The organism is Coleofasciculus sp. (assembly GCF_046539235.1).
In the GTDB taxonomy this organism is placed as follows: Bacteria; Cyanobacteriota; Cyanobacteriia; order Cyanobacteriales; family Coleofasciculaceae; genus Coleofasciculus.
The window spans coordinates 1-22620 of record NZ_JBKHHI010000061.1 but is presented as its reverse complement, the minus strand read 5'-3'; the positions used below and the strand labels follow the sequence as shown (position 1 = coordinate 22620).

The window sequence follows — 22620 nt, the reverse complement described above, 5'->3', positions numbered from 1 at the left end:
AAACAAAAAACAAAAATAGGATTAAAGTTAAAGACGAGACGAGAACCCCGACTTCTTAAAGTCGGGGTTATGAATCGCGAATCTGCTAAGAAGCCCAGCGACGCTATAATCAAAACCAAGACTTGACTCAAAAAACAGCGCAACTGCATCAAATGAATCAGGGATTCAACCAAGCCAATCGAGACCAAGCCGTATTAATCGCCCAACTTCAAGAGAGGGAATATCAGCTCAAACAGCTACTTGATGCTGTACCTGTGGGTATTTTTGTCTCAGAAGCTGATGGGAAACCTGACTATGTAAATCAAATCGGTAAGCAAATTTTGGGTCAAGGGGTGGTTGAGTCAGTGACGGCGGATCAATTCATTGAAGCCTATCGGATTTATCAGGCGGGAACCGATGAATTTTATCCCCGGAATCGCCAGCCCCTATTGCAAGCGTTACAAGGGAAACGGGTACGGGTTGATGATATGGAAATCCGTCGCCCCGATCGCACAATTCCCGTCGAAGCTTGGGGCGCCCCAATCTATGATTGTCAGGGAAATTTGACTCATGCGATCGCGACATTTGTTGATATCAGTGAACGTCAGCAAGCCGAGGAATCCCTGAGAGAACGGGAAGCGTTTTTACGCAGTATCTATGACGGGATTGAAGCGGCTGTTTCTATCGTGGATGTTCTCGAAAATGGCGAATTCCGTTATGTTAGTATTAATCCCACCCATGAACGGATGTCAGGTCTTCTCTGCTCAGAAATAAGCGGTAAAACTCCCCAAGAAGTATTCACTCCAGAAACGGCACAGGCGGTGTCTCAACGGTATCATGCCTCTGTGGCAGCAGGAGAACGAATTAGCTATGAAGAATGTCTACAGATTCAGGGACAAGAAACCTGGTGGATTAGCAATTTAACCCCTCTGCGCGACAACAACTCGCAAATTTATCGACTGATTGGCACTAGCTTTAATATTAGCGATCGCAAACAGGTTGAGAAAACCTTACAGTTGCAAGCCGCCGCCATGTCAGCCGCTACCGATGGGATTGCAATTTTGAATCAGCGGGGAGAGTATGTCTCTCTTAACCAGGCGCACGCCCAAATCTTTGGTTATGATAACGCCGCCCAACTCCTCGGTCAAAATTGGCAGACGCTGTACGAAGTTAGCGAATATCAACGGTTGCAGGAAGAATATGTACCATTATTGTTACAGCAAGGATATTGCCGCACAGAAGCCCAAGGTCTACGCCTTGATGGTAGCACATTTCCCCATGAAGTCTCGGTAACATTATTAGCGGGAGGCGAAAGAATTTGTATTGTTCGTGACATTACTCAACGCAAACAAGCCGAAGCTGCACTACGAGAAAGCAAGCATTTTGTGCAACGGATTGCTGAAGCCTCTCCCAATCTTTTATATATTTTTGACCTGAATGAACAACGCAATATCTATACCAACCGGGAAATGGCAGCGTTTCTGGGCTATACTACAGAACAGATTAATGCCATGGGTGAAAACCTTCTGCCCAGCCTTATCCATCCAGAGGATTTAGCCCGATTACCCGCCTATTTCCAACAAGTCCAAAACGCGGCGGATGGCGAAATATTTGAAATCGAGTATCGGGTAAAAGATGTGAATGGAGAATGGCACACACTTTTGGGTCGAGAAACTCCCTTTGCCAGAACCCCTGACGGTATGGTAACTCAGCTTTTGGGTACCGCCACAGACATCACCGAACGCCAAGAGATAGAAGCCGCATTACAAGAGAGTGAACAGCGCTATGAGTTAGCGACTCGTGCGGCAAAGGTAGGGGTTTGGGAATGGAATCTAGAGACGAATGAATTTTATATTGACCCCACAATTAAAGCAATTCTCGGTTACACTGATACAGAAATTGCTCATGATTTTAACCATTGGATCACCTCTATTCATCCCGATGATCAGTCCACATTTTTAACCACAACCCAGGCACATTTAGCTGGAGAAACCTCAGAGTACCGAGTTGAACATCGGATGATCCACAAAGACGGTTCAATTCGTTGGATTGTCGTCCGGGGACAAGCTATCCGAGATGCCCAAGGGAAGGGTATTCGCATGATTGGCACCAATACCGATATTACCGAACGCAAGTTAGCTGAAATCGCTTTACAAGAGGCAAAAGAAGCTGCAGATGCCGCGAATCGGGCAAAAAGCACATTCCTGGCAAATATGAGTCATGAATTGCGAAGTCCTCTCAATGCGATTTTGGGGTTTGCTCAATTGATGAGTAATAGTGGCACTCTTCCCCGGCAATACCAAGATAATCTACGGATTATTCACCATAGCGGAGAACATTTACTCACGCTAATTAACCAAGTTTTAGATTTATCTAAAATTGAGGCAGGACGCATTATTCTGACTGAAACCACATTTAACCTGCATCATCTTTTGCGTGAGGTTGAAGATATGTTTCGACTCAAGGTAAATGAGAAAGGGTTACAATTACGGTTTAACTGCGCGGCTGATGTTCCCGCCACAATCCAAACCGATGAAATTAAGTTACGCCAAGTCTTAATTAATCTCCTGAGTAATGCCGTTAAGTTTACTGCTGCTGGGAGTGTGGTTGTGAATGTTACCCAGCATAAAGCAGAAGGAAAAGGGCAAGGTGGCAAGGTAGAAGGACATGATAACAGTTTAGACAGACAAATGACGCTTCATTTTGAAATTAAAGATACTGGATGCGGTATTGCGGCGGATGAATTAGAGAGTATATTTGAAGCCTTTGTGCAAAGCCAAAGCGGAGTACAATCCCAGAGTGGAACTGGTTTAGGATTGCCGATTACGCGCAAGTTTATCCAACTTATGGGTGGGGAAATCACAGTTGAAAGCCAAGTTAGACAGGGAACAACCTTTACGTTTTATATTCAGGCAAAGGAAATCGATGTGACTTCTAGCACACCTCAAACGACTTCATGTCGCGTTATTGCCCTTGCCCCAAATCAACCCCACTATCGAATTTTGATTGTGGATGATCAAGTGGAAAATCGTCAACTATTAATGCAATTGCTGAATCCTTTGGGTTTTGAACTCCAAGAGGCAAGTAATGGTGAAGAAGCGATTGAGATTTGGCAGAATTGGCAACCTAATTTAATTTTAATGGATTTGCGAATGCCGGGAATGGATGGCTATGCCGTTACCCAACACATTCGACAGTGTAGAGACGTTGCATGCAACGTCTCTACATCACCCATAATCATTGCCCTAAGTGCTAGTGTAATAGAAGAAGAACGGTTAAAAGCCTTAGAGGTGGGTTGCACGGATTTCATTGCCAAACCGTTTCAGGAATCTGATTTGTTTGCAGCCATACGCCAACATCTGGGAGTCAGCTTTATCTGTGACGAACCGGATCAAACTCCTGCGCCAACGGAGACAGTTGTCTTAACATCGGATGATTTGGCTATGTTGCCTACTGATTGGTTAGCCTCGTTGCACCAAGCTACCCTAGAGGGAGATTTTGAGCAGATGTTAAGCTTAATTGATCAAATCCAGAACCAGGATAAGATGCTCGCTAATACTCTCGCTCACTTGGCTAATAATTTCCAGTTTGAACGATTACTCGATTTAACCGAACCTTGGGCAAGTCGGGAGTCTGAATTATGAAATGATAATCAAACGTGAAACCCTGATTTAGTCTAAATCAGTCGTAAACACTCTATTTGAGTTGTACAACTCAAGTGACTCCCAAAAAATCAGGATATAGCTCAAGATGGACAAACTACAAACCTTTGCCAAACATCAAGTATTGTAACTAATCTGATTAAGTTTTAAAATGATTTAGACGCGCTATAGTTCACGATTATTTCACGGTTTATTGATATCATTAGTCTAATCCCAAATCCGATGAAATTATTTTGTTTATCCCTTGGAGATTTTTTTCTTGCTCAAACTCTTAGATCAGACATAGCTTGCTTCTTTTCGGGAGCGAGTAAGACGAATGACGATATAGATTACCATTAAACGAATTACCTTTAAAAAATCAGAATAAAACAGAAAAATGTCATCTTGTAGTCCTCTATTGGAACAATTATCGAAATCAAAATCTATTGATCGCCACCCCCTGATGGTTAATCCCCAGATGCGGGTAACGGACGTTATTAATTGGCTGAATGAACGTCAGAGTAGTTATGCATTAGTCGTCAAAGAAAAACGGTTAGTAGGTATTTTTACGGAACGGGATGTTGTCCGCATCGCTGCCCATCAGCTATCCCTGGAAAATTCAAGGATTCAATCGGTGATGACGCCTGATCCGATTACCGTTTCCGTTAACCAAGATCAAGGCATTTTTTCCATTATTTACCTGCTACGCCAGCATCATATTCGTCATTTACCTGTCATCGATAAAGAGGGTGAGATTATTGGAGTGATTACGCCGAAAACCATTCGAGATGTGGTTCAACCCACTGACTTATTAAAGTTCAAACAAGTGGGGGATGTGATGACGTCTGAGGTGATTCAGAATTCTGCCACGGCGTCCCTACTAGAAATTACTCAGCAAATGCTGACCCATGAGAAAAGCTGCATTGTGATTACTGAAACCCAAAACAATGCAGATATTTTTCCCCAGGGAATTATTACCGAACGTGATATTATTCAATCCCAAAAACTGGGGATTAATTTCGCGAAAACGGCGGCGAAAACCGTGATGAGTACCCCACTGCTTCCCATTGAAATCAATGATTCAATGATGCTGGCAAATGAAATGATGAAACGCCATAAAATTCGCCGTTTAGTGGTTGTAGACGAAGCCGGAAGACTCGCCGGAATCATCACCCAAAGTACGATCCTAGAAGCGCTGAACCCCATAGAAATGTATGCAACAATTGAACTTTTGCGTCAACAAGTGGATGAGCGAACCCAGGAGTTAAGTCAAATTAATGAGCAATTGCAGCAAAACCTCTGCCAATATGCCAACTTAGAAGAACAACTGCAACAAGTCAAAGACGAAGCCGCCGCCGCTAACCAAGTTAAACGTGTCTTCTTGGCTAATTTAAACCATGAATTTAGAACACCACTCCACGCAATTCTCGGTTTTTCTCAACTGATGCACCGTTCTGAATCCCTCTCATCCGAGGATCAGAAAAATGTAGGGATTATCTATAGTGCTGGTAAGCATTTGCTGGAACTGCTGGAAAACCTATTAGACTTAACCAAAAGCCAGTCTACTCACATTGGGGATACTGCAAATTTTGAGCTATCTGAGATGCTACCCAAGATTCCCGAATCCCCGATAACCATTACCTTGACGCCAACGGATTTGGCTGATTTACCGAGGGAGTGGCGAATATCGCTCCATCAAGCCACAATTGAAGGGGATTTTGATCGGATGTTGAGCCTGATTGAGGAAATTCGCGATCGCGATGAATCCTTAGCCAATTCTCTCTCTACTTTAACTCATGAATTTCAATTCGAGTACCTATTAGCCTTGACCCAACCACCTACTGATGAAGACGATGACTCTGGAGTCAATTCCTTTGTACAAAGGGACAATACTAACCATTGATGATACCCCGGATAATTTGCACCTGTTAACGGAGATGTTAAGCGCACAAGGGTACAAAATCCGGATTATACCCAATGGTAGACTGGCGCTGAAATCTATTGCGAACAATCCCCCCGATTTGATTTTACTGGATATTATCATGCCGGACATGGATGGCTATCAAGTTTGCCAACAGTTGAAAGCGTCTCCGATAACCCAGAACATTCCGGTCATTTTTTTAAGTGGGTTGAATGAAACCTTTGATAAAGTGAAAGCCTTTGAAGTTGGTGGCGTCGATTACATTACTAAACCGTTTCAAGTGCAAGAAGTGTTAGCGCGGGTGGAGAATCAATTACGTCTGCAACGGTTACAAAAGCAGCTAACCGAACAAAATATCCAACTGCAACAAGAAATTCAGGAACGCCAGCAGGTAGAAATTGCCCTGAGTGAAAGTGAACAAAAATATCGCCATCTGGTTGAAGCGTCACAAGACTTGATTTGGTCGATTAATCGGGATGGGAATTACACCTTTGTTAATCCGATTGTACACCACCTGTATGGTTACTTTCCAGAGGAAATGCTGGGACGTTCGTTTACCGAGTTTCTGTCACCGGAATGTCTGGAAGCGGATGTCAATCTTTTTGAGCGTTTACTTCAGGGAGAGTCGGTGTTCCAATATGAAACCACCCATCTAACCAAAGCAGGGGAACCCATTCAATTATTGCTCAACGCGATCGCACTAGTTAATGACCAGGGTCAAGTTGTTGGTGTAACGGGTACAGCTAGTGACATCACAGAACGTCAAAAATCACAAGAAGCATTGCGCTTAAGTGAAATCCGCTATCGAGAACTGGTAGAATTTCAGGAACAAGTCCTCGTTTGTCGCTGGAAACCGGATACCACCCTCACGTTTGTCAATCAGTCTTACTGTCGTTTTTTTGCTAAGTCTAAAACTGAACTGATTGGCACCAAATATTTAGATTTACTACCTGATTTCATTCAAGATCAGATCAGGGATTTTGTCGAATCGCTAGTCAACCACGAATGTCCCGAAACCTCCGAACATATTATGATCTCTGATCAGGGGGAACTCCATTGGTTTAAATGGACGGATCAACCCATCTTGGATGAACAAGGACAAATTATAGAAGTTCAATCCTTTGGCATTGATATTACCACGCGCAAGCAGGCGGAAGAAAAACTGCGCCTCTCAGAAGAAAATCTGGCTCAAGCTCAACGCATTGCTCATATTGGCAATTGGGAATTTGATGTGATCACGAATCAGATTATTTGGTCAGCGGAACTGTTTCGCATTTTTGGTCTGGAACCCAATCAAACGGAACCCACCTATCAACAACTCCTTGACTTTATTCATCCCGATGACTGCTCAGAATTCGAGGAAACAGTCAAGCAAGCCATTGCTCAAGGACTCTGTTACGAATTAGACTTTCAAATTTTACCCCGAAATCGCACAACCGTTCGGCATCTTGAGGTGAGAATTGAACCCATTTTTGATCAACAACATCGGGTAATTAAACTCTTCGGCACCGCCTTAGATATCACCCAGCGCCAAAAAGCCGAAACCGCCCTGCGACAATCAGAAGCACGCGAACGAGAAAGAGCGCATCAACTCCAACGCACCCTCGAAGAATTAAAACGCACCCAATCCCAGCTTGTGCAAACCGCAAAAATGTCCAGTTTGGGGCAAATGGTTGCGGGAATGGCTCACGAAATTAATAATCCCGTTTCTTTTATTTTGGGCAATCTCACCATTGGTCGTCAATACTTTAATGATTTGCTGCGGCTAATTAATATTTATCAAGAAACCTATCCTAATCCCTCTTCATCTCTTCAAGATATAGCGGAAGCAATTGATTTACAGTTTATCCAAGAAGATTGGCAAAAACTGCTCAATTCTATCCAAGAAGGGGCAGAGCGGATTCATCAGATTATTCTTTCCCTGAAAAACTTTTCTCGACTTGATGAAGCTGACCTGAAGTCGGTGGATATTCATCAAGGGATAGAAAGCAGTCTGTTCATTTTACAGCATCGACTAAAACCTCCAAGCAATCGATCGGGCATTCAGGTGATTAAAGAGTATGGTCAACTGCCCCCAATCACTTGTTATGCGAATCAATTGAATCAGGTGTTTATGAATATACTTGTTAATGCCATCGATGCCATAGAAAGTCACTCGTCACCTGGAGTAATTAGGATCAGCACCGAAGTAGCTGATGCTCACCGACAATCCCTCCCGAAAAATGGAAACCAGCAGGCTGACGTCGTGATCATCCGGATTACTGACAACGGAATCGGCATCTCTGAGGAGGTACAACCGCAAATCTTTGATCCGTTTTTTACCACAAAACCCGTGGGCAGCGGTACAGGTTTGGGCTTATCTATTAGCTACCAAATTATCGTTGAGAAACATCAGGGGCAACTCAGTTGCTTGTCCACCCCAGGGGAAGGGACAACGTTCATAATCGAGATGCCGATCAACCCGCGATCGCAACAGCCAATAGAAATCCCCTTAAATGACATGGATCTTGCGAAAGAAATTAGCTAGGGTTTTGAGTGGTTCAGGTATCTATCTGTAGGTTGACGAATTTCTGGCATCTAGCGATCTAATCTAATAGAAGCTTAAACCAATAGTTAAATCGTCTATTCAGAACTTAACTCACCTATTTAAGAATAGACGACAAAGCAGACACCACAAACAAGTGTAGCCTGGGAACCTTCTGCCCTCTGCTCTTCTGAAAGCCCCCTGCCTTCTATTTGATCATGACTGTAACTGCCTCCACTTCCCCCAAACGAATCGCTGTTTTAATCGAACAAAAGTTCGAGGACATGGAGTTTCAAGTCCCGGTAACCGCCCTGCGTACTGCTGGGGAGGATGTGGTGGTACTGGGTTCTTGCCTTAAGGATGAGTACAAAGGTAAACGGGGTAAAGTCATGGTTAAACCTGATGGCACAACCTCTGAATCCCGCGCCCAGGATTTTGATGCGGTGATTATCCCTGGTGGTAAGGCACCCGACAAGATGCGGCTTAACCCGAATACCGTGCTATTTATCAAGGATGCCATGGCAGAAGATAAATTAATTGCCGCCGTTTGCCATGGTCCGCAATTGTTAATTGAAGCAGATTTGCTCCAGGGTAAACAGGTGACAGGGTTTCGGGCGATTCGCAAGGATCTAGAAAATGCCGGGGCGACATATATTGATGAACCCGTAGTCATTGATAAAAATCTGATTACCTCCCGCAAACCCAGCGATTTGCCGATCTTCACCGCTGCCATCCTGACTCACTTAGGTCATGGTGCGGATCTACCCCAGCCCGATAACCCTGCCATTGAATGGTGGCACTATGGGCAACAGTGGAATGGATTGAATAAAGGGGAGATTGTCGAGGGACTCGGCTTGGCGCTGCGTGACGAACAAAACACGCTGCAAGCGTTTGAGAGCTATGCTCAGAGGATTTCGGATCAGCATGTGCGATCGCACCTTAATCAAGTCTGTTCCTCGAAACGGGATCATGTCCAGATGCTCAAGAAGCGTTTAAATAAGCTGGTTGAACCCGATTATTGGGACAGGTTTGGGATGTCAACGGATACCGAACCCAAGCAGGGGGAGCAATCCAGGGACGAATTAGCCCTGATGCGGCAGGCGTTGGGCGATTTGCAAACAGCAGTGGTAGACGCTTACAGCCTGAGTAGTAAACTCACTGACCCCGCCAGTGCTGAAATTTTAACTCAAATCGAGAAAGACAGTAGTCAGCAAGAACAGCGTCTGGCTCAACTGTATCAGGCGAAATTGGGTACTGATACTTAGAGGACGTTCAGGCAAAACTCTACCGTTCTCACCTGAGAGAATTAGTGGTTTAAAATTTGTTGACAAATGAGGATAATTATGATTTTCAAAAATAGACAAGAAGCAGGTCAAAGACTCGCCAGCGATCTGAAAGAGTATGCCAACCGCCCCGATGTGATTGTCTTGGGATTACCCCGTGGTGGTGTACCGGTGGCGTATGAAGTGGCGCGAGGACTCGATGCCCCTCTCGATGTTTGGCTGGTTCGTAAATTAGGCGCACCGGGCCATAAAGAATTGGCAATGGGTGCGATCGCCAGTGGTGGTACGCGCATTTTAAACAAGGACGTGGTGCGATCGCTGGGTGTATCCGAGCAAACGATTGACAAAGTAGCGGCAAAAGAGCAACAAGAATTAGAACGGCGGGAAAAGGCTTACCGAGGGGATCTTCCGCCTCTGGAGTTACGCGATCGCACCGTACTTTTAGTGGATGACGGTTTAGCCACAGGGGCATCAATGCACGCCGCTGCCGTTGCCTTACGACAGCATGACCCGAAGGAAATTGTTGCCGCTGTTCCCGTTTCCGCCCCCGAAACCTGCCAGGAGTTTCAAGTCGAAGTAGACAAAATCATCTGTAGTGAAACACCCCAACCCTTCTACGCCGTCGGTCTATGGTACGACAAATTTGACCAAACCACTGACAAAGAAGTGCGTGACTTGATGGAGCGTGCCGCCAGTCAACAACCTGCTAGAGCTTAAGTAGGTGGGAACAATTAAAGGGCTCGTCATTCGTCATTTGTCATTTGTCATTTGTCATTCGTCATTTGTCATTTGTCATTTGTCATTTGTCATTTGTCATTTGTCATTTGTCATTTGTCATACTCGCTACCCTTGAGAAGCAAGCTACGTCCTTTGTAAGGGTTTAAGGGCGGGTTTAGGGACAATTGTAGGGGCGGGTTTAGGGAATCAATTCAGATATTAACCAATAACTGAACAACAAAACCCGCCCTGCCTCACCAATAACTGAACAACTGAACAACAAAACCCGCCCTTACCCACCAATAACTGAACAACAAAACCCGCCCTACCATCACTATCGTTGGGTTTCGTACCTCAACCCAACCTACAAATACGTGAGCCACAAAATCCGATCAATTGCTCAGACGTTATAGATTATAAAATTATCATGCCAACGAAAACTCAACTTACCGATGCTGTACGTCAAGCAGCACATCCTATTTCCGGGAAATCATCCGACTATGATGCCCTACTCGATCAAATCGGAGATGCTCGTTTTGTCCTCATCGGCGAAGCCTCCCACGGCACCCACGAATTTTATCAACAACGGGCAGAAATCACCAAACGGCTGATCCAAGAGAAGGGATTCACCGCCGTAGCCGTGGAAGCTGATTGGCCCGATGCGTATCGGATTAATCGCTATGTCCGCGGTGTTAGTGATGATCCGCACAGTATCGACGCATTAGCAGATTTCCAACGCTTCCCCACTTGGATGTGGCGCAACGCCGATGTATTAAATTTTGTCGGTTGGCTGCGAGAGTACAATGACGCCTTACCCAAAGGTGCGACAAAAGCGGGCTTTTATGGGTTAGATCTCTACAGCCTCAATACCTCAATCGAAGCCGTTCTCAAGTATCTAGAGACCATTGATCCCGAAGCCGCCGCCCACGCCCGTTACCGTTACTCCTGTTTCGATCACTTTGGCGAAGATACCCAAACCTATGGATACGCCACCAGTTTTGGTATGAGTGAACCCTGTGAAAATGAGGTAGTTGATCAACTGGTGGAATTACGACGCCGTGCGGCGGATTATGCCCAACGAGATGGTCGAGTTCCAGAGGATGAGTTCTTCTATGCCGAACAAAATGCACGGCTGATTAAGAACGCCGAACAATACTATCGTTCCATGTTTCGCGGTCGAATTTCCTCCTGGAATTTACGCGATCGCCACATGGCGGAAACCCTGAACCAATTGGTGACTCACTTTGAGCAACAGGGTCAACCCACGAAAGTTGTGATTTGGGAACATAACTCCCACCTCGGCGACGCCAGAGCCACCGATATGGGCGCGGCTGGGGAACTGAATGTTGGTCAACTGGTGCGTCAACAATACCAAGATGATGCCTTCCTGATTGGCTTTAGTACCTACACCGGAACCGTTACCGCCGCATCCAATTGGGGTGCATCAGCGGAACGCAAGCGAGTACGTCCAGCATTAACGGAAAGTTATGAAGCCTTGTTTCATGAGACCGGACAGCCGAACTTTTGGCTGAACTTACAGGAGCAAAACCAAGCCGTGCAAGGGTTACATAAGCGCCGCTTAGAACGTGCGATCGGGGTGATTTATCTGCCCCAAACTGAGCGCGTCAGCCATTATTTCCAGGCGCGATTACCGGAACAGTTTGATGCGATTATCCATTTTGACGAGACTCGCGCTGTCGAACCCTTAGAACGCACCCCTCAATGGGATAGAGGTGAAGCACCCGAGACTTTCCCCATGGGCGTGTAATTTTAGCCCGGATGGGTAAGGTACAAAAGAAGCGTTAACCAGCCAGTGGTTTAAACCACTGGCTAAATAAGTCGTCTTTAGACGACTGGATCAGGTTTTTGGGCTTACCCAGTTCTCCTCTTGCTCCCCTCTGCCAAGTTTGACAGAGGGGCTGGGGGTGAGGGCTTTTCCCCACATTTGTTTTAAGAAAGATGAATTAGAAGCTCATTTTCCCCTCATTCGTCTTTAGAAAGGCTCCAGCAGAGTCAAGTGCAGCTTGATAAACTTTTGCGGCGACAACTGCGAATTTTCCAAACCGTAACCGTAGCTGGTTTTATGTTTGGTTCTTCAGGACAAATTATGCTAAATTGCCTCAGACGATGCCCACGATTATTGCGACACAAGGATTTTGGGGATTATTTTGAATTTAACGAGAAGATTGAGACAGAAAATCCCAGTATAACCAATATAGATGGCTTTGGCGTCGTTTTAACTAACAGTTTGGCATAGTAAGTCCGGAAGAACCCCTTTTATCGCACTACGCACACACGTTAGGACATTTATTGAAGGCAGCATCCACGCAATCACGAAATGTTTCAAATTCATCCAACCGTTGCTTCATCCAATTTTTGAGTACAAACCACCAGCGTTCAATCTTATTGAAATCGGGGGAATATGTGGGAAGATACCAGATTTCACATCCAGCCTGAGCGACAATTTCATTGATATATTGAGAACTCGGACATCAAACTAAACCGAATCGGCTGAGGGGCCAGAAGCGGAAACAAGCGTGACCAATAATATTCGGTTGAGGCAAGAATCCCCAAACGTGAGAGTCGTTGCTATTATTGCGATTATCTCCCATGACAAATAACTGACCTTCCGGAACGCGCACAGGTGCCATTTGATAGTTTGGGGGTTCGGCAATGTAAACTTCGTCTAGCGGTTCCCCATTAATATAGACTTTGCCATCTTGAATTTGGACAATTTGACCCGGTGTAGCAATGATCCGTTTAATAAATGCTTGGTCTTTGGTAAATCCCTGCATTTGTAGTTGAGGTGGTGGATCAAAGACAATGATGTCCCCGCTTACTGGGGGTTTGAAGTGGTAGGAAATTTTTTCTACGACCACGCGATCGCCAATGTTCAATGTCGGGATCATCGAGTTTGAGGGAATGTAGCGCGGTTCGGCAATAAAGACTCGAATCAACAGCGCTAGGGCGAGTGCGATCGCCATAATTTGTAGATTTTCTCGGACTTGTTGCCAGAACTTCGATCTCGGTGATATAGATGGGTTCGATTGTTCTGCTACTGTTGACTGATTCGGTTTGTCCACAGGTATTGAAGTCCCTCCCTTGGCAGACTGATCCGTTACCGTTTTGTTCAAAGTCATATACGTTTGCCGTGAAAATCGCTGGCAGTCACCAGCCTCCAAAAAACGTTTGGCTTTCAGTCAAGATAACACGCTCTCTAGCTCTTTGAGCGATGGGGGAACTGATTGGGATAGTCTTCACGAGGCATCGGCGTTCGTGAACCCCGTCAACTGCGGTAATGGACACTCTCGTGCATGAGCATCCCATTTCTTTCAATTTGGTGTAGTACAAGCATCATACCCACTTCCCTTGCTTCCCAGGAAAAAAATACTCCCCTCTCGTGTCGTCTTTTCCCAAATGCATCCGCTAGTTTGAACTGGAATTCATAGTTTATTTTAACTTTACAGAATTCTGCATTATTATCTTTTTTTTTACAAAAATAATCCTGATATATTTCTGAATTTTTATTTTTATAAAATCTTTATTTTTAAATAAACATCATAAAAAACAGTGCCGACTTGTCAACAACTTTATCTTAAGTTGCTTTAATTATAAGTACAAGAGTTGTAATTTATGAGAGTTGACGCAATGAATACCAACAAAGTTTCTAAATTTATCGGCAGTGCTGCTATTGCAGTTAGCTTAATTTCTATGCTAGGTCAGCCAGCCAATGCTGGACAATTACATAACGGCTGGAACTATGGGATTGATGCCGTCGGTGATGGCTCTGGTGGTGCTAAGTATGACATCAAAGGATTAGCCATGAAAGAAACAGCCGATAGTATTTTTGTGGCTCTAACAGGTGGTACCCCCTTAGCAGGAAATAAAGACACAGGAGCGGTTGACAACAATATTGGATTTGGTGATTTGTTCTTTAATTTATCTGGAAAAGATTTTACCACAGCGATGAATGATGGTGATCTATTTGGAATTCGCTTTGCTGAAACTAATGATTCTCAAGTCAGCCGTACTGGGGTTTATCAAAATGTCACGGCAATGAGCGTAACTCAAGATAACGATGGGTATGGCAGCTTAAAGCAGTACTATAACAACAAGAAGTTTGACAAGATCAATACCCAAGGCACTGACTTGCCAAACAAAGCAGATGTCTACGATTATCTCTATGGCAGCACCATTGCCCAGAAGCCAACAAAGAATAATACTCCAATCCTCAATGTGATTCAATCCGGTAGATTTTTGGGCGATATTGATCTACTGGATGGCACTCAACTCAGTAATGCTGGACTCGATTTTAGTCACTTTGAAGCGAATGACTCTCACACGTTTGGTTTTAGATTTGACCGCGCTTTGCTTCCCAGAAATGGAGGTAATTTCATCAGTCATTTATTCTTAGAGTGTGGTAATGATGGTGTGGCGCTAAAAGGAGACCTTGAGTCAGTCCCTGAACCTTCTGGTCTGGCTGGGATTGCTGGCATTGGTTTAACCTTTGCGGGTATGGCTTTACGCCGTCGCCAATCACGAGGCTAGCTGCCATTTTTGTAATTGAATTATTGGTAATAACCAGCCAAGAACTCAAGTTCTTGGCTAATAGCTTAAGTCGGTTAAAACCGACTAATGGCTTACCCACATAACAAAAAGCTCCCGCATCCTTTGTCCTCCCCCCTGCCATAAAAGCTCCCGCATCCTTTGTCCTCTCCCCTCTTGTAGGGGGCTGACAGGTGTAGGTTTTTTATTTAAGGGTGGAGACTAGACTTGGGAACAAGGAAGGAAAGAAGACAAGGGGGAAAAACCGTACAGAATTCGGTTCGGTCAAACACACTTCTAACTTCTAAAAGCCGAAACGCCCTATTTTTCGTTAAAACTCTTCCTTGTCTACGGTCGCTGAGCGAAGTCGAAGTGATGGTCCACTTGTCCTCCAAGTCTAACCTGAACCCCAACCTTAAAAAACCTACCCTTGTGAGCTTGTAGGGGGAAGGGGGGTGAAGGAAGGGGAATCTACCGTGGGATGGGAGGGAAATCCAGAAAGGACAAATAACATGAGAATAAAGTTTTGCGCTAGCGTGAGAAGAGAGATATCGATTGGTTCTGTTCCCTGTGCTGCTAAATAAACGTCCTATTCTATTTACGGGTTTCGTTGCTTGCCTCGTGGGTGTATTGACCGCCTGCGCCAACAGTCCCACAGGTCAATCTTTAGAACGTTCCTTTGCCGTAGACCCCAAACTGGAGGATAATGCCTCAATTTTCGGGAGTCAGACTAATGAGCAAACGTCTTCGGCGCAATTACCAGAGGATTTCCCTACCGTAATTCCCCGCTATCCCGATGCTCAATTACAAAACGTTGAACCCTTAACTCGTTCAGATGCCCAAGGTCAACGTACCATCTGGTCATCCACTGACCCTAGTAATGATATTCAAGCATTTTACCGCAGAGCATTTGAATCAGGCAGTTGGCAGGTTATTTCTGCACCGAATCAGGACGGGATGAATTCTTTTATTGTGCGTCGGAATGATTTAAAAGTTAGGGTTTCTATTCCTACAGATACTGCGATTAACGATACGGAAGAAACGCCAACCGAGACAGAGACTGATCCAAATAGTACAACGTTTGAAATTCAGTACATTCGCAGCAGTACCGAGACAGCAGCAACACCGTCAGATGCTTCAGAATCTTCAGAGAAAGTAACAGAAAATACTGAATCCGTTGATTCAGCATCTGGCAAAGACCAGAACTTCACTGATTTTGATAACGTTCCGCCTGGATTGCGTCAGTATGTAGAAGACTTAGCCGCCTTAGGTGTTCTCACCTCTGACCCTTCTAGTGCTAACAATAAATCAGAGGATAGTGGTACATCATTTGCCGCCAACAAAATCATTACCCGCCGTCAGTATGCCCGTTGGCTGATTGATACCAATAATCGGATTTATGCGAATAGTCCGGGAAAACAAATCCGTTTAGCATCAGAAACAACTCAACCTGCATTCCAAGATGTGCCAGCCAGTGACCCAGATTTTGGCGCAATTCAGGGATTAGCAGAAGCGGGGTTAATTCCTAGTCCTTTGAGTGGTAATTCTACAGAAGTTCTTTTCCGCCCTGATGCACCCTTAACGCGAGAAAATCTAATTTTATGGAAAGTCCCGTTAGATACTCGTCAGGGGTTACCATCAGCATCTCTGGATTCAGTGCAGCAAACCTGGGGATTCCAAGATGCTAGCAAGATTGACCCGAATGCATTGCGGGCAGTTTTGGCAGATTTTCAAAATGGGGAACAATCGATTATCCGTCGCGTTTTTGGGTACACCACTCTGTTTCAACCGCAAAAGCCAGTCACACAAGCAGAAGCCGCCGCCGCCCTGTGGTATTTTGGGTCTCAGGGTGAGGGAATATCGGCTAGTGAGGTTCTCCAGCAATCGAACTAGAAAGAGTTTTGAGGTAGGTAGGGGCGGGTTTTACTATTATCGTTTCGGGTTTACTCGGATGCAATTAAACCCGCCCGAACCGAGTAGTATGTAGGGGCGGGTTTTACTACTATCCTTTTTGACCTCACCCAAATGCAACTAAACCCGCCCCTGTTTCAATGGCAATGACACTGTTAACCCTCGGTTCTGCCATTCCTGGGCTGTTGTGTCTTGGTTTAAACCTAAAATAGCGATCGCTGATCCGATGTCCCAAATGTTGCGATACCTGTTCTGGGTTCCATCCCTGACTCACTCCAGTTAGCCGTTGCTCTTAATTATTAACTAATTTGCATCGGCTTGTACTAAACCTGAACGCTAAATACACTTCCAAGATAATTTAATTGCACTTTACAGATAATTGGTGGTAAATTTTTACTAAAGAGTGCCTCAGGTTACACCGAGGCGATACTAAGGAGATAATGGGAGGTGGTTACGGGATGTGATAATGACCAAACTTGACGAGAATCAAAGGCTGAATATTACGATTAGCGGTTTTATATTGAAGCGCTTAACCTACTGGGCGAAATGCCACGGTAAGCCACCGACAACCTTTGCAGGGCAGCTAATCAGCCAACAAGTAGAAGCTAACAGAGAACTGATTGATGCCCAGATTGCGGAACTAGCGAGACTAGAGGGAATCTCAAAATCTGAACTAGAGAGGCGATGGGAGACTGAAACTAAAGGAAACTAAGCAAACTATGACCACACCTAAAGACTACGATACTTACATGATTGACCCCGATGAACAAGTGGAACGGTTGGGGCGGGTTAGTTCCGAACCTGTTCAAGCCAGCGACTATGATGACGCAACACAGCAATGTGAGGATTTAGCTGATTCTTACGGGGTGACACTCGAAGCCGTCGATCAGCGCGGCGATGACTGGTATGACTGTAATTTTCGGGGGTAAGCCATGGAGTATATTGATACCGCTAACCATATTGGACGGATTTGGAGTGCTAGCCGAGGATGGCATAACCTAGCATTCCCCGACATTCCCGCTAAATTTGTCGCCCTATGCGTTAACAACAAAATCTCTGGGATGACAGACAGGGAGATTGAGAACAAACTAACTAAGTTAGGCTTTAATCCTTCCTACCGCTACCTTGGCTTAAACAATCCTAAAGACAAAAATGATCCCACCTCACTACTTTTCTTTCTCAGAAAATATAAGAGGGATGATCAAGAGATGGATCAAGCCATCCTGACTCTCATTCGCGGGGGTATTCCCCCACGGGCGATAGTGGTAATCACCCATAAGTTGTACTGTGCCGCCTTGGGAATCGGCTGCGATCGCAGCGATAATCGTTCGTGATAACATGCTGTATTAACAAGACAATCACACTGTAGTGGTATTTATACATTACAGTGTGATTATTGAACATAATCGCACCTCTATCGACGGGTCATTTTCTCTAATTTTTCCTTCACCGCCAATTGAATTAACGAATACAACAAAATGACAAACCAAAACCCCGACAACGTAAACGCGGCAATTGCCCACCCCGTATGCGGCACTAATAATAATACCGTTCCCGCCAATAATGCAAACCCAGTCAAACAGGCATAAATCAAACTCTTAATCGCCAAATGAATTCGTTGTAAGGCGCGATCGCTCTCCAAGGAACGCACCCTGACTTGCAGTTCCCCTTGCTCGATTCTGGTTTCTAAACGGCGAATTAACAGTTCTGTGGAACTCGGTTTATTTAACCGATATTTAATAAAATCTCTGGCTTGTCTTGCCAGTTCTTTCACCACGTCTCCCCGCCCTTTGGAAACGGTTAAATTTTTGACAAAGGGTTGACTAGCGGCTAATAAGTTATACTCTGGATTTAAAGCCCGGGCAATCCCATCCAACGTGGTTAACGATTTTAAAATAAAGGTCATTTGTGCGGGTAAACGAAACGGTTGCTGCTCAAACATCACATACAACTCATTCCCCAATGCCTCAAATTCCCGTACATCGATGGGCTTTTCCCGAAACCGTTCTAAAATAAACCCGACTAAGCGTTTAACTGGGGTCATATCCGGTTGGCGTTCAAGTAACCCCATATAGGTTAAGGTATTCACTACCTCATCGGTATCTTTCCGCAGAACAGCAAAAAAGGTCTTAATCATTTGGTCTCTGGCAATGGATTTAACCTCTGCCATCGTGCCAAAATCATAGAAAATAATACTGCCGTCTTGAGCAACTGCCATATTTCCTGGATGCGGATCGGTTTGAAAAAAGCCGTCTTCTAATAACTGTTTTAGATAACAACTAATTCCCCGTTGAATTATCTCATTAGTATTGATTTCACAGGCTTCTAGACTTTGGCGATCGTCAATCTTGATGCCGGGTAAATATTCTAGAGTGAGTACCTTCTTTGTCGTGTAGCGCCAATAAACCGTCGGCACCAGAATCCCCGGATAATTATTAAAATTTTCCCGAAACCGATCGGCATTTTTACCTTCTTGGATATAGTCTACTTCTTGATAGAGTAAATCAAAAAATTCGCGATAAATTGCTTCAATTTTATACTTCCTTACCCAAGGCAAATACCGATTAACAAATCGCACCAATTCCTGTATGATTTTAAAATCTAAATTAAAAAGTCGCTCAATCCCCGGACGCTGCACCTTCACCACCACATCTTCCCCAGTATGCAGCCGTGCTTTGTGAACTTGACCCAAACTCGCTGCTGCCAGAGGAAAGGGGTCAAACTCCCGATATAATGCATGAATAGATTGACCCAGTTCGACTTCAATCACCGCGATCGCTTCCGCCCCACTAAATGCCGGCACCCGATCCTGTAAATGCGCCAATGCCTCGATGTACTCTAAGGGCAGTAAATCAGCACGAGTCGAGAGGGCTTGCCCAATTTTAATAAACGTTGGACCTAAATCCAGCAACGCCCCCACCAGCCACTGGGCGCGGCGGTTGCGGTGATTGGGCGTATCGTTGGCAATGGTTTTGTCCCACCATAGATAGAACATAAACTTCGCCGCCGACCGAAAAATGTCAATCTGGCGGGCGAGGGGGGAATACTTTCGTCGTTGCCAACGGGGTGGCTTGGGCGTAGCCTTAGTCAGCATTCTGCCTTGTGCATCTGATGAATGAGGGAACAGGAGCGAGAACCTATCGCTCTCCTCCTTAATACTTTAAGGTTTTATGGCAAAATAGGCTGCGCTAGACAACTTACGACTTATGCACAGACTCTGTAGGGACAATTCCTGAATTGCCCCTATAGATTGTGGTTCAACTTATCAATTATGACTAAGGGCGGGTTTTGTTGTTTCTTTATTGGTAAATAGCTAACTTTAGTTCCTAAACCCGCCCCTACAGTTCCTAAACCCGCCCCTACAGTTCCTAAACCCGCCCCTACAATTGACTGGCAGACGTGCCATGGCATGTCTCCACAGGGCTGATTCACTTAATCGGGTAGAGTTAAGGTAAATGAAATTATTGCCTGATGAGAATTGTCTAAAGGCTGACTCGCCACCTCAATTGTGCCGTTGAGATGATTGACTAAACACTTCACTAATGCTAGTCCTAATCCCGTTCCAGGAACAGCTTGCTTGGTGATTCCTTGACCGCGCCGAAATTTATCAAAAATATAGTTAATATCGGTTGGTAATATACTGTCACCGATGTTGGTCAAGGTTAACACCAGTCGATTGACCGTAGCATGAACGTGGTACTCAACTTTGAGAGAAACGGTGGTATCGGGGTGGGCATATTTGCCAGCATTGGTTAACAATTCCAGTAGGATACGGTTTAAACTCTCTGGATCGGTGTGAATCATTAGCGATTTTAAGGGGCAATCTAGGTTGAATGTCAATGACTTCGATGCCCATTTCTCCTCAAAATCCTGCGCTAATATCTGGATCAGCAGGATTAAGTCAATGGATTGCTTCTGGATATAAGCGGGATTGGATTCGAGTTGCTGTAAACTGAGTAAATCGTTGATCAAGTCGATTTCTTGATTACACTGTTGCTCTAGAATTTCCAAATACTTTTGTCGGCGCTTGGCGGGGAGTTTGGGTTGGCGCAACATGCGAATTGCCAGACTCATCGCCGTTAAAGGTGTTCTCAGCTCATGATTCATGGTACTAATGAATTCTTCTTTAAGCTGATTTAATTCCTGAAGCTGATCTACCTGTTGGCGGATGCTTTGATGTAACTGGGCGGGAACGGTTAAACAGGGAGACGGCTGAACCGAGTGATGGTTAAGGCGGGAGGATTCTGGCTGTTGGCTTTGATGCTGGTGAATCAACTCACTCAGTTGCGTCGCCACCCATCTGATCCATTCAATGTCATCCGCTTGCCATAAACGCGGCTGATCCTGTTGGACAACCAAAAATCCTAATCGTTTCAGATGTTGAGAACCATTGCTAAAGGTGTGACACAGGGGAACCATTAACACCCCATGGCTAATCGCCTCCTCAAATAGGGAGATTCCTGAAGTCTCGATTGGAGTATTTGCCCAATCCGCGATCGCAATCGGTTCAGGTGTCTGTTTCCAAGCCATTTGGCATAAGCCAGAGTCAGATAACCGGAAGGATTGATGGAGTAATCGTTGGGAGTTTAGCTGAACTGATTGATCAAGCGTAGGAGTACACCATTCAGCGACAACCTTAACCTCAATTGATGGCGGAGGCTTGTCATCTTGATGCGATTGATCTAGAGCATGATTATGATTAAACAGCAGTAGCCAACCCCGATCTGCCTGAATTGCTTGAGTGGTACTGAAAACGACTTGGGCAATAGTTTCATCGAAAGTGCGATCGCTCTGGATAAACTGACTGAATGGGGAAAGCAGCGTCTGGTATCGTTTAGACTGATCGACTTGCTGGGTAAGCTGAACGTGAGCGATGGCAACGGCTACAGATTCAGCCACCTCACTTAACCGTTGTTTTTCCGGTATCGTCCAATCATAAGACTGCGATCGCCCTAACACAATCATCCCATTCACCCTTGATTGACACCAGGTATGAAGCCTCAACACTGCCCTAACGGGGAGCCAATCCCAACACCGTTGATCCGTCAACTCCGGATCAGAGTCCTGAATATCCGGAATTGCCAAGGGTTCTCCCGCTACAGTCAGAAATGATGGGTATTGCCCTAGGTTTTGCGGTTGAGGTTGTCGCCCTGAGTAGCCCTCGGCATACCATAATCCCATCTGGGGAATTGTCGTTGGGTATCTGTCAACGTTGTCGGTTGGGTTGAAAGACGAAACCCAACTCGCTTGGTTAGCTTGAACATTTTGTGCCAACCTGACATGCTCCCTTGCGATTTCTGGGGAAAACGCTGCAATTAAGCAACAATCAACCTGAAATGCCTCACCTAATACCTGGGCAATACTTGCCAATAACGTCTGTGGATTGGGACTAGCAATGATAATTGAAATAATCTGTTGTCCCAGTGGACTAGATGAAGGCGGGTAATGCATGATAACTAATTCTTGATAAGTTTGGTTTTATTTTGTATTATCAGAGCTGTGGAACGTTTCCACACACCATAAGGATGGCTATCTCATTGAATTTAATTTGATTCGGCGAGAAGTCTCCCGCCATAATCTACGATTTGGCGGCGATATGAATCGCGCCTTGTGACAAAACTTGTTTTTATATGCCTATATCAGTAGCTCGTAATACCTACTAGAGCGATGGATAGATGAGGTAGACAAAGCTTGGACAACGCCAGTAGGCAGGTAGTTCAGGTAAGGCGGCACTCTATGGTACCCCTTAGCCTCCAAATTCAAAATGTCAAATTTTTGGATAACCATGAGTGAATACCTCTATGCTCCTAGGTGAGAACAGCGGCAACTGTTTTAGCGAAGATATGTCCAACGTTTCACCTGCTTTCCCCAAGTGCTACAAGGCTTAGGGATTAATTTTCGGATTAGTCTTCAGACATCAGTCAAAGGATAGATTTTTGAAACGGTTGCTGCTGGCTCAAAGATAGATGGTCAGACTTAGTATTCCCGTTCTGACGACGGATATATCAACCGTAGGGGTTTGGTAACCCAATCCAAATAAGGGTTTGGTAACCAATCCAAATAAGGGTTTGGTAACCAAACCAAAGTAAGGGCTTGGTA

Annotated in this window: 16 protein-coding genes and 1 pseudogene; 12 read left to right on the top strand and 5 right to left on the bottom strand. The window is 45.0% G+C overall.

Features of this window, described 5'->3' with window-relative positions; translation table 11 throughout:
- Window positions 1-122: 122 nt before the first annotated feature.
- From ACLFWI_RS08080 to ACLFWI_RS08050, 7 genes are all read left to right on the top strand, one after another.
- On the top strand, window positions 123-3623 hold the full coding sequence (locus ACLFWI_RS08080; protein ID WP_446412514.1) for a PAS domain S-box protein: 3501 nt from the start codon (window positions 123-125) through the stop codon (window positions 3621-3623).
- Between the two features lie 394 nt (window positions 3624-4017).
- Window positions 4018-5523 (top strand): CBS domain-containing protein, encoded by a 1506-nt coding sequence (locus ACLFWI_RS08075; protein WP_446412513.1) that lies wholly within the window; start codon window positions 4018-4020, stop codon window positions 5521-5523.
- On the top strand, window positions 5465-8068 hold the full coding sequence (locus ACLFWI_RS08070; RefSeq protein WP_446412512.1) for a PAS domain S-box protein: 2604 nt from the start codon (window positions 5465-5467) through the stop codon (window positions 8066-8068). Before ACLFWI_RS08075 ends, ACLFWI_RS08070 begins: the two co-directional genes overlap by 59 nt.
- A 215-nt stretch (window positions 8069-8283) precedes the next feature.
- Window positions 8284-9330: a type 1 glutamine amidotransferase domain-containing protein gene (locus ACLFWI_RS08065; protein WP_446412511.1), complete on the top strand. Its 1047-nt coding sequence runs from the start codon at window positions 8284-8286 to the stop codon at window positions 9328-9330.
- 78 nt (window positions 9331-9408) lie between these two features.
- Entirely contained in the window at window positions 9409-10065 is a 657-nt protein-coding gene (locus tag ACLFWI_RS08060; RefSeq protein WP_446412510.1) for a phosphoribosyltransferase, read from the top strand.
- Between the two features lie 427 nt (window positions 10066-10492).
- Entirely contained in the window at window positions 10493-11833 is a 1341-nt protein-coding gene (locus tag ACLFWI_RS08055; RefSeq protein ID WP_446412509.1) for an erythromycin esterase family protein, read from the top strand.
- 249 nt (window positions 11834-12082) lie between these two features.
- Window positions 12083-12322 (top strand): hypothetical protein, encoded by a 240-nt coding sequence (locus ACLFWI_RS08050; RefSeq protein ID WP_446412508.1) that lies wholly within the window; start codon window positions 12083-12085, stop codon window positions 12320-12322.
- Window positions 12323-12350: 28 nt separating this feature from the next.
- Here ACLFWI_RS08050 and ACLFWI_RS08045 read toward each other — a convergent pair.
- Window positions 12351-12545: pseudogene (locus tag ACLFWI_RS08045) on the bottom strand (transposase); the annotation flags it as partial.
- A 12-nt stretch (window positions 12546-12557) separates the two neighbouring features.
- Window positions 12558-13205, bottom strand: a complete 648-nt coding sequence (gene lepB, locus ACLFWI_RS08040; RefSeq protein ID WP_446412507.1) for a signal peptidase I — start codon at window positions 13203-13205, stop codon at window positions 12558-12560.
- A 508-nt stretch (window positions 13206-13713) separates the two neighbouring features.
- Here lepB and ACLFWI_RS08035 point away from each other — a divergent pair.
- Window positions 13714-14613 (top strand): PEP-CTERM sorting domain-containing protein, encoded by a 900-nt coding sequence (locus tag ACLFWI_RS08035; protein ID WP_446412506.1) that lies wholly within the window; start codon window positions 13714-13716, stop codon window positions 14611-14613.
- Window positions 14614-15165: 552 nt separating this feature from the next.
- Window positions 15166-16503 (top strand): S-layer homology domain-containing protein, encoded by a 1338-nt coding sequence (locus ACLFWI_RS08030; RefSeq protein ID WP_446412505.1) that lies wholly within the window; start codon window positions 15166-15168, stop codon window positions 16501-16503.
- Window positions 16504-16627: 124 nt separating this feature from the next.
- Here ACLFWI_RS08030 and ACLFWI_RS08025 read toward each other — a convergent pair whose 3' ends face one another.
- Complete coding sequence (locus ACLFWI_RS08025; RefSeq protein ID WP_446412504.1) at window positions 16628-16795, bottom strand: hypothetical protein; 168 nt, start codon at window positions 16793-16795, stop codon at window positions 16628-16630.
- Window positions 16796-16987: 192 nt separating this feature from the next.
- On the opposite strand from ACLFWI_RS08025, the gene ACLFWI_RS08020 reads away from it, so the two are divergent.
- Genes ACLFWI_RS08020 through ACLFWI_RS08010 form a run of 3 tightly spaced genes read left to right on the top strand, consistent with a single transcriptional unit; the run spans window position 16988 to window position 17855 of the window.
- A complete protein-coding gene (locus ACLFWI_RS08020) occupies window positions 16988-17233 on the top strand; it encodes a hypothetical protein (RefSeq protein ID WP_446412503.1) in 246 nt (81 codons plus the stop codon).
- Between the two features lie 7 nt (window positions 17234-17240).
- Window positions 17241-17450 (top strand): hypothetical protein, encoded by a 210-nt coding sequence (locus tag ACLFWI_RS08015; protein WP_446412502.1) that lies wholly within the window; start codon window positions 17241-17243, stop codon window positions 17448-17450.
- Window positions 17451-17453: 3 nt separating this feature from the next.
- Window positions 17454-17855 carry a hypothetical protein gene (locus ACLFWI_RS08010; RefSeq protein WP_446412501.1) on the top strand — a complete coding sequence of 134 codons (402 nt, stop codon included), beginning with the start codon at window positions 17454-17456 and terminating at the stop codon, window positions 17853-17855.
- An 80-nt stretch (window positions 17856-17935) separates the two neighbouring features.
- Here the strand turns inward: ACLFWI_RS08010 and ACLFWI_RS08005 are convergent, their stop codons facing one another.
- Entirely contained in the window at window positions 17936-19615 is a 1680-nt protein-coding gene (locus ACLFWI_RS08005) for an ABC1 kinase family protein (RefSeq protein ID WP_446412500.1), read from the bottom strand.
- Window positions 19616-19953: 338 nt separating this feature from the next.
- A complete protein-coding gene (locus tag ACLFWI_RS08000) occupies window positions 19954-21972 on the bottom strand; it encodes a GAF domain-containing sensor histidine kinase (protein ID WP_446412499.1) in 2019 nt (672 codons plus the stop codon).
- Window positions 21973-22620: the final 648 nt, after the last annotated feature.

Bases quoted from the DNA above. Each gene is read 5' to 3' on its own strand.
- ACLFWI_RS08075 (WP_446412513.1), top strand. From the start codon at position 4,018: ATGTCATCTTGTAGTCCTCTATTGGAACAATTATCGAAATCAAAATCT.
- ACLFWI_RS08070 (WP_446412512.1), top strand. From the start codon at position 5,465: ATGAAGACGATGACTCTGGAGTCAATTCCTTTGTACAAAGGGACAATA.
- ACLFWI_RS08065 (WP_446412511.1), top strand. From the start codon at position 8,284: ATGACTGTAACTGCCTCCACTTCCCCCAAACGAATCGCTGTTTTAATC.
- ACLFWI_RS08060 (WP_446412510.1), top strand. From the start codon at position 9,409: ATGATTTTCAAAAATAGACAAGAAGCAGGTCAAAGACTCGCCAGCGAT.
- ACLFWI_RS08055 (WP_446412509.1), top strand. From the start codon at position 10,493: ATGCCAACGAAAACTCAACTTACCGATGCTGTACGTCAAGCAGCACAT.
- lepB (WP_446412507.1), bottom strand. From the start codon at position 13,205: ATGACTTTGAACAAAACGGTAACGGATCAGTCTGCCAAGGGAGGGACT.
- ACLFWI_RS08035 (WP_446412506.1), top strand. From the start codon at position 13,714: ATGAATACCAACAAAGTTTCTAAATTTATCGGCAGTGCTGCTATTGCA.
- ACLFWI_RS08020 (WP_446412503.1), top strand. From the start codon at position 16,988: ATGACCAAACTTGACGAGAATCAAAGGCTGAATATTACGATTAGCGGT.
- ACLFWI_RS08015 (WP_446412502.1), top strand. From the start codon at position 17,241: ATGACCACACCTAAAGACTACGATACTTACATGATTGACCCCGATGAA.
- ACLFWI_RS08010 (WP_446412501.1), top strand. From the start codon at position 17,454: ATGGAGTATATTGATACCGCTAACCATATTGGACGGATTTGGAGTGCT.
- ACLFWI_RS08005 (WP_446412500.1), bottom strand. From the start codon at position 19,615: ATGCTGACTAAGGCTACGCCCAAGCCACCCCGTTGGCAACGACGAAAG.
- ACLFWI_RS08000 (WP_446412499.1), bottom strand. From the start codon at position 21,972: ATGCATTACCCGCCTTCATCTAGTCCACTGGGACAACAGATTATTTCA.